Here is a 7,157-nt window from a genome sequence, read left to right as displayed (position 1 = left end):
GGATTCTCTCAAAAATATAGTTATTCGGCAGAAGGATCAAGTTTACTACAAACAAAACTAGTTCCAATTCCGCCACCAGCGGCATTAGAAGAGCGTGTTCAACAACAAATGGCAATTGCTAGAGAAGAGTCTGAAAACTAGTATCCATGGGTAGAATCACCAGAGAAATACAAAATGCACCCTTACCCGAGATGATTAAGTCTCTGGGTATAGGGATTGCAGAAGCGCAAAGAGCTTTGGATAGAGTTTCTATGGAATTAGCTAAAGAACTTGTAAACACCAAAGTAGAAATGGGCGGCGAAGAATACAGCTTACTCGCTTTAGGTTTTACGCCAACATTTTATCAATTTGTTGATACATTTTTTGAGTGTAAAATGTCTGTTTCTATGATGGAATCGAGAGAATTTGGAGCTTCCGTTTCGGTAAGTGCCGGATTTAATGTAGGATTTGCAGCTGTAAGTGCTTCCGTTTCGGCTAGTTACTCACAAAAATATCAATATTCTGCCGAAGCAAGTTCATTAGTAAGAACCAAATTGGTAACCGTTCCAAATCCGCCTGTTTTTGAGCAACGTTTGCAAGCAATGATTCAAAACGAGTTGGACAGTCAAAGACCTAATAACGATTCAAATACCAGTTCATAAAGATGGCTAAACATTGGAAAAGCTTTGTTAAAAAAGAAAAAGCACCGAAGAAAGAAAACGAGGAAATAGCTAATATAGCTTCGTTACTTTCTCCTGATGCAAAAAAATCAGACAAATCATTAGAAGATGTTGCCGAAATTAACACGAGTTTAAAATCATTAATTGACGAGCAAAAAAAGCTTGAAGATGAAATGGCTGAACTCACTGGTAAAAAGAAAGATTCAAATACAGATAAAAGGTATGAGAATGAAATAAAAACAATTGATCAAAAGAAAAAAGAGGAAGCAGCAGCAGAGGAAAAGCGAAAAAAACGAAAAGAAAGCAACCGCAAACAGCAAGACGATCGTTGGGAAGTAACACCATCTTTTACTCCGAAAAAGAGAGCTATTTCGAGTGTTCCGCCAATTTCTGAAAAAAGAAAAAAAGCAACACCAAATACGGGTTTTATTCAACCTAAAAAAGCTTCAAAACCTGCTGTTCGTATTCCTAAAGTTCAGAGAAAACCTGAAAACACAATTGTTTCAAAAAAGAAGAAAAAGGCAACTTCTTTACTTGAATTTGGAAAAAAAATTCAAACTGGAAAGAAAACTTTTGATGATTTTACTAAGAACCCTAAAAAATCCGTAGCTAAGGTTCCTGTATTTACATCGGCAAAGAAATCGGTAACACCAAAACTAGCTGTACCAAAACCCAAGTTAAAACCAATACCAAAAAAACAAAAAGCGCAACTGCCAACATCGCAAAAACCAAAAAGGCAAGAAAAAACACTGTTAAAAAATACCGGCAAGCGCAATGTTATCAATGAAATTGGAAGGAAAAAGAAATCTGTAGAAGCAATTTCTAATGCTGTAAAAAAAGGCACGGAAAAGTTAGATTCTTTTATCAATAACGCAGCTAAAAAGAAACCTGTACAAACGGTAAAAACCGTTGCAAAAAAGGCTTCTAACGCAATGGATACCTTTGATACTGTTACCAAAAAAGTATCAAAAGTTACGGATACATTCAATACAATCAATAAAACAGGAAATGAGTTGCAAACTGGAATTGAAAAAATAACCAGCGTTGTAAAATCGCCTGAATTAAAAACATTAAGCACCAAAGTCTCCAAAGGAATGGGCATTGTCAATAAAGTTGGGAAAAAACTAAATAAAGTTGACAAGTTATTTAATACTGCCAACAAGAAATTAGAAAAAACGAAATCAGTGACCAATCTATTTGAGAAAAAACTAAAAGCCGTTGATTTTATTAGCGGAAAGGATGCAACTACGAAAAATGCTTTCGATTTTGGTTTCATCCAAAAACAACAAACAAAAAAAGAAGAAACACAAGGCTTTAATGTCGGAAATAAAAAACAGCAAGTTGATTTCAATACAATCAAAGATATCAAAAAAGGTATTGACACATTTAAAAGCGCTAAAAAGCAAAAAGATAGTTTCTCACTTTAAAAATATACATAATGAGCACATCAAATAATGCATTAACCCTAAAACAAATACTATTAGGAATTTCTGATAGTTTAAATGAGGCACAAAATCATTTGAGAAATGTAAAACCGTATGACGAATTTGGTAGACCAAATACGTTGTATACGCTACCCTATTTGGATTTTAATTTACAAGTAGAAGCCGAATTTGAAAAAGAAACAAGCTCAGAAACACAAACTTCTGAAAATCCTGTATCAAGTCCATATGCACGCGTATATCAAAAAGGATACGAACGATCGCTTGCTTTTAAACCTGTAGCAAATACAACGACTGACACAAAGGAAACGAATAAAGTAACGAGTACAATTTCTGGCCGTTTTATCGCTGTTGTACCTAATGAAGGTTTGCCACAAATGATTATCAACGCAACACCGAAAGTAACTTCAAATGTTCACATTTACGATATTGATGTTGATGTATTTAACGCAGCAGGCGAAAAAATTTCTGATGCATTGGTGGAGTTTAATTACAATCAGCAAAAAACAGAATTACTAAACCCGAACGCAACACTAAATCATGGAACTGCTTTTTTAAGCACTAGTGAAATTAGAACAGATGCAAACGGAAAAGCAAAAACACAAGTAAACGTGGATAGTGTTGACTTTACAAACGGAAATATTTTAATAATAGAAGTCAACGTTGGAAATGTGCTCTCTAAAATTTCAATTCAAAAATAAGTCATGGCAGTTAATATAAATAGTATTCAGTTTAAACATCTGTTATATGATGTAAATAATAAGCCTGCAAAAACGGTTAAAGTACAAATTCAGTTTTACAATGTAAATTTAAAAAAGTGGTTGCCACTCACAGATGCATTAATTTTGGAGAGCGGAAAGTTACTTCACATTGTAAAAATTCCATATCGAATTTCTACTTCAGATCAGACCATTCGCGTGGTACGTGAAGTCATAAAATCTGGAGGAACACCTTCATTTCGAATTATCAATGCAGCTTCACAATCGGGAAACCCAGAAGTCATTGCAACTACTTTTACAGCAGTTATTAAAGATGATGTAAGTCTTACAATAGATTTTGGAGAAAGTTGGTTGTTAGACTCAAAAAAATATATTGCAAAAGCAGATCATGTAATTATAGCTTCGCAAGTACCTATGTTTGAGCTAATGGACTCAATTCGCACCATTGAGGAAGAAAAAGAAACAGCTATTGCACAGGTTTCAGGACTCAACGCAACAATTACTTCTTTAGCAGACGAACGAGAATTGTTACAAACGCAGCTTTCAACTGTTCAAAGTGATTTTCAAACGAACGCACAACAACTAGCTGATTTAAATATAAATTTGCAAACCGTGAGCGCAAATTTAGCGAGCGAACGTACCTTAAGAGAAACGCTTGAAGTTGATAAAACAAACTTAGAAACAGCACTTGCAACACAGCGCGAGCAAATGGAAACGATGGAAGTTTCAACAGGTGATACACTCGCTATTGAAATGGAAAGAGATACAGCAATAGCACAAGTTTCTGGACTTAATGATGCTGTCGCTACTTTGTCTAACGAACGTGAAATGCTGCAAACGCAACTTTCAACTGTTCAAAATGATGTGGAAATAAAAGAACAAGAAGTAGCTGAATTGAGTGAAAGTTTGGAAGCAGTAAGAGTAAATTTAACTACGGAAAGAACACTGAGAGAAACGCTTCAAACCGAAAAAAACAACTTAGAAACAGTAGTTGCCACACAACGTGAGCAAATAGAAACGATGGAAGTTGTAAATGTAGGAGACAATAACTTTGAAATTTTATACAACGATTTACAACAAGAAGTTTCTAATATATCAATCGTAAGAGATGACTTAGAACAGCAAGTTGCTGACATTACAGTAGTGAAAAATAATTTAGAATTACAAGTCGCAAACATTTCGACTCAAAGAGACGATTTACAAGTGCAAGTTGCAAATGTTACCACAGAAAGAGACAATCTGAGTCAAGAAAAAATAGCTTTTCAAACTAGTATTACTCAATTACAGGATGCAGTTCAGCAAGAAAAAGCATTGGTCACAGTAAAAAACACCGAATTACTACAAAAACAAACTCTTGTAGAATCGTTGCAACGTGAAACAGAAACCTTACAACAAGAATTGGCAGAAGCACAAGATTTTAATGTAACAGATCATCCAAATAAATTAACCGCAAGTAAAGTATACAGCAGTATTGTAAATGATGTTGTAAAAGCAGATTCCGAATTGGTGAACTCTAAATACAAACTCGCCAATGTGTCATTAAACTTGAAAACTACGGTTGAAAAAGGACCTGACGGAACCATTTTTGGGTTGTTAGATTATGAATCTGCCAAAGACGTAAACAGTGCCGCAATTAGCGATATCAGTATTGATATTGTGCCAACTGACACAGCTTCAACAACTGTAGATCAAAAAATGCCTAATATTTTAGGATTGACTGAAACTGCCGTTAGAAAAGTATTAATCAATAACGGATTAAAATTAGATGCTGTATATCATCCAACAAATGATGACAAACTCATTGAAGGGCAATCGTTCAAACAATCGCCAGCGCCAGATGCAACTATTGTAGAAGGACAAGAAGTAATAGTAATTTTCGCAAAACCAATAAACTAAAAAATTATGTCAAGCAATTCGTATGATTATGTAAAAGATGCATTTGCCGCACCACTAGGAGATTTTATTGCCTCAATTGGCGAAGGTGTCGGAGAAGCACAAGCCGCACTTGACGAAGGTTCGTTAAGACAAACATTAGATATATATAACAGTGATCCAGATAAAGGTTCGGAAACCTTAAAAATGTTACGAGAAGTTGGGTATCAACCTACTTTTTATACCATTCCGAAAACAACGGCGAAAGCCAAAATTTCGTTGTCAATTTCACAGCAAAGTACGAGTAATTCCATTCAAAATGGACGTGCATTTCGACCAAAAATGTATGCAACTCCTGTAAACGCTTCTAACTCAAATAAGTATAATTTAGGATTAAACGCTACCGCAGAAATTCAATTTGATATTGTTCCTGTGCCACCATCAGAAGCACAAATAATTCGCTTCTTGCCAAATATCATTGAGAAAGAAGATGAAAATGGAAATCCTGTCAAAAGAACGTTTGCAGAAATTAAAACCTTATTAACCGAATATGGACTTGGACTCGATTTTGGTGAGAATGTAGACGAAGAAACGCTTACTGACGCATCAACTTTTGATTCGCAATTGCCAGCTTTCGACGTCAACAAACCAAGCATGATTCGCGCAGATGATGTCATTACATTAGATGTTTTAGCGCCAGTTGTTGTAGATGATTGATACTAAATTTAAACGCTAAATGTTGAATGCTAAATTTTAAATTACTCCGATTTAATAAACTAAGTTGTTTCAAATCACAAAACGTCACTTCGAGTGTTTTTTCGCAATAAAATGAAGAAAAAATGTATCGAGAAGTACTTTGAAAACAAATCGTTTCTCAGCAGTTCTCGATACAAAGCTCGATTGTACGTTCATTGTACGATAAAAAATCATTTAGAACGTCATTGCGAGGAAGCATGACGAAGCAATCTGTTTGTGATTGAACTCAAAATAGTTTTTGAAACGAACAGATTGCCTCGAATTTTTCAAAATTATCGCAAAGATGTTTTCATTGCTATATTATCAATTTGATAAATTAATAAATTCTCTCAACGCTTTATATGTGACAATTTTTCGGTTATTTTGAAACTCTTTTTGAACAAATCCCTTAGAAATAGGTTCCACATTTGTAGCAAAGAAAAATACTTGATCGCCGCTGTTTACATAGCCGACAAACCAACCGTTATGGTGCTCGCCAACAATAGACCAACCTGTTTTTCCGCGCAACACATAATTTTCGGTTTCTTTGAGAATCATGATTTCTTTGACGATTGTTGCGGTTCTGTATGAAATTGGAAGTTTATTTTGTTGGAATCGTTTTAAGAAATCGATTTGTTGAAATTGACTAATTCTCGCATTTCCTTGCAACCAAAAGTTATCTAAATTGGTGGAATCAACTTCAATGTTTCCGTATTGAAATTTGTCTATATATGTATGCATTCGCTTCACTCCTACTTTTCGCGCAACTTCCTGATAACAAGGAACACACGAACGTTGAAACGCTTGCTGAAATGTTAAATCGGTTTCCCAAGCTTTAAAAAATCGTTTCTCACCATTCCACTTAAAAATAGTATGTTGATCTTCCACTTCTTTTGTCTCTAAACCAATAATAGAATTCGGGATTTTAAACGTTGATGCTGGCAATTGCCCTGTTTTTGCCCATGAAAAATCGTTGGAATAAAATGTATCCTTTTTCAAATCATATAAAAGAATTGCGCCTTTCAATTGTGCGGAATCTATGATTTCCTGAAACACTTCTTTCTGAATATGATTGTTTGTAATTTTCGCTGTAGCGGATTTCTCTTGTAGTTTCTTATTCCTTTTTGATTCCTCTTTACACGAAAAACAAGCAATACAGAGGCAGAAAATGAGTAATTGTTTCATAACTATTCTTTTAGATTTTCACTTTCTTTAAGCTTCAATTCACTTTTTTCTTTATATCGAAATAGTAAATTATCCCATCCTGCAATGATATAACTTTCATGATCTGAAAATTTCATTTTTTGTCGCAATTCGTTTGTTGAATTTTCTATGAATGGTTCCAAAACCGCTATATATTTTTCTATATGTTCAATAGTATTTGCTTGGTATTCCACATACCATTTTTCAGATTTGGTAATGTAGTTCCAAAATTCGGGCAGTGAACGGAATTTTTTGGTAAAAACCACTTGTGTTTTTGCTTCTGAATGTGCATTTGTATTGATTCTATCTGGAAAAATCAAAATCGTTTTCTGCATCTTTTTTAAAGAATAGCCATTTTTAGATTCATTAAGCACGTAATGTGTGTATACTTGCTTTTTAGACTTCGTATTACTGCCAAATAGTTTAGAAAATATATTCATAAGACAAACTTGTATGCTTCCATTTCTTGCCGAAAATACGATGAATTAGCAAACGAAATATGCTGAAACCCCATTGTACATTTTGAT

Annotated in this window: 7 protein-coding genes; 5 read left to right on the top strand and 2 right to left on the bottom strand. The window is 34.4% G+C overall.

Going from position 1 to position 7,157, the window contains the following annotated elements:
• The first annotated feature begins 146 nt into the window (after window positions 1-146).
• From AB8B65_RS04425 to AB8B65_RS04405, 5 genes are read left to right on the top strand one after another with little or no spacing between them, the layout of a single operon-like run.
• Window positions 147-641, top strand: a complete 495-nt coding sequence (locus AB8B65_RS04425; RefSeq protein WP_405299648.1) for a hypothetical protein — start codon at window positions 147-149, stop codon at window positions 639-641.
• 2 nt (window positions 642-643) lie between these two features.
• Window positions 644-2,086, top strand: coding sequence for a hypothetical protein (locus AB8B65_RS04420; protein WP_405299647.1), 1,443 nt, complete (start codon window positions 644-646; stop codon window positions 2,084-2,086).
• Between the two features lie 11 nt (window positions 2,087-2,097).
• Entirely contained in the window at window positions 2,098-2,802 is a 705-nt protein-coding gene (locus tag AB8B65_RS04415) for a hypothetical protein (RefSeq protein WP_405299646.1), read from the top strand.
• 3 nt (window positions 2,803-2,805) lie between these two features.
• Window positions 2,806-4,716 carry a PASTA domain-containing protein gene (locus AB8B65_RS04410; RefSeq protein ID WP_405299645.1) on the top strand — a complete coding sequence of 637 codons (1,911 nt, stop codon included), beginning with the start codon at window positions 2,806-2,808 and terminating at the stop codon, window positions 4,714-4,716.
• Window positions 4,717-4,722: 6 nt separating this feature from the next.
• Entirely contained in the window at window positions 4,723-5,409 is a 687-nt protein-coding gene (locus AB8B65_RS04405; RefSeq protein WP_405299644.1) for a hypothetical protein, read from the top strand.
• A 342-nt stretch (window positions 5,410-5,751) separates the two neighbouring features.
• Here the strand turns inward: AB8B65_RS04405 and blaOXA are convergent, their stop codons facing one another.
• Both blaOXA and AB8B65_RS04395 read right to left on the bottom strand, forming a co-directional pair.
• Entirely contained in the window at window positions 5,752-6,612 is an 861-nt protein-coding gene (gene blaOXA, locus AB8B65_RS04400; protein ID WP_405299643.1) for a class D beta-lactamase, read from the bottom strand.
• 2 nt (window positions 6,613-6,614) lie between these two features.
• Complete coding sequence (locus tag AB8B65_RS04395; RefSeq protein WP_405299642.1) at window positions 6,615-7,070, bottom strand: hypothetical protein; 456 nt, start codon at window positions 7,068-7,070, stop codon at window positions 6,615-6,617.
• Window positions 7,071-7,157 lie beyond the last annotated feature (87 nt).

The organism is Kordia sp. (assembly GCF_045105435.1).
GTDB lineage: Bacteria > Bacteroidota > Bacteroidia > Flavobacteriales > Flavobacteriaceae > Kordia.
Note: the sequence above shows the minus strand (reverse complement) of the source record. Positions and strands in the feature narration are given on the sequence as shown.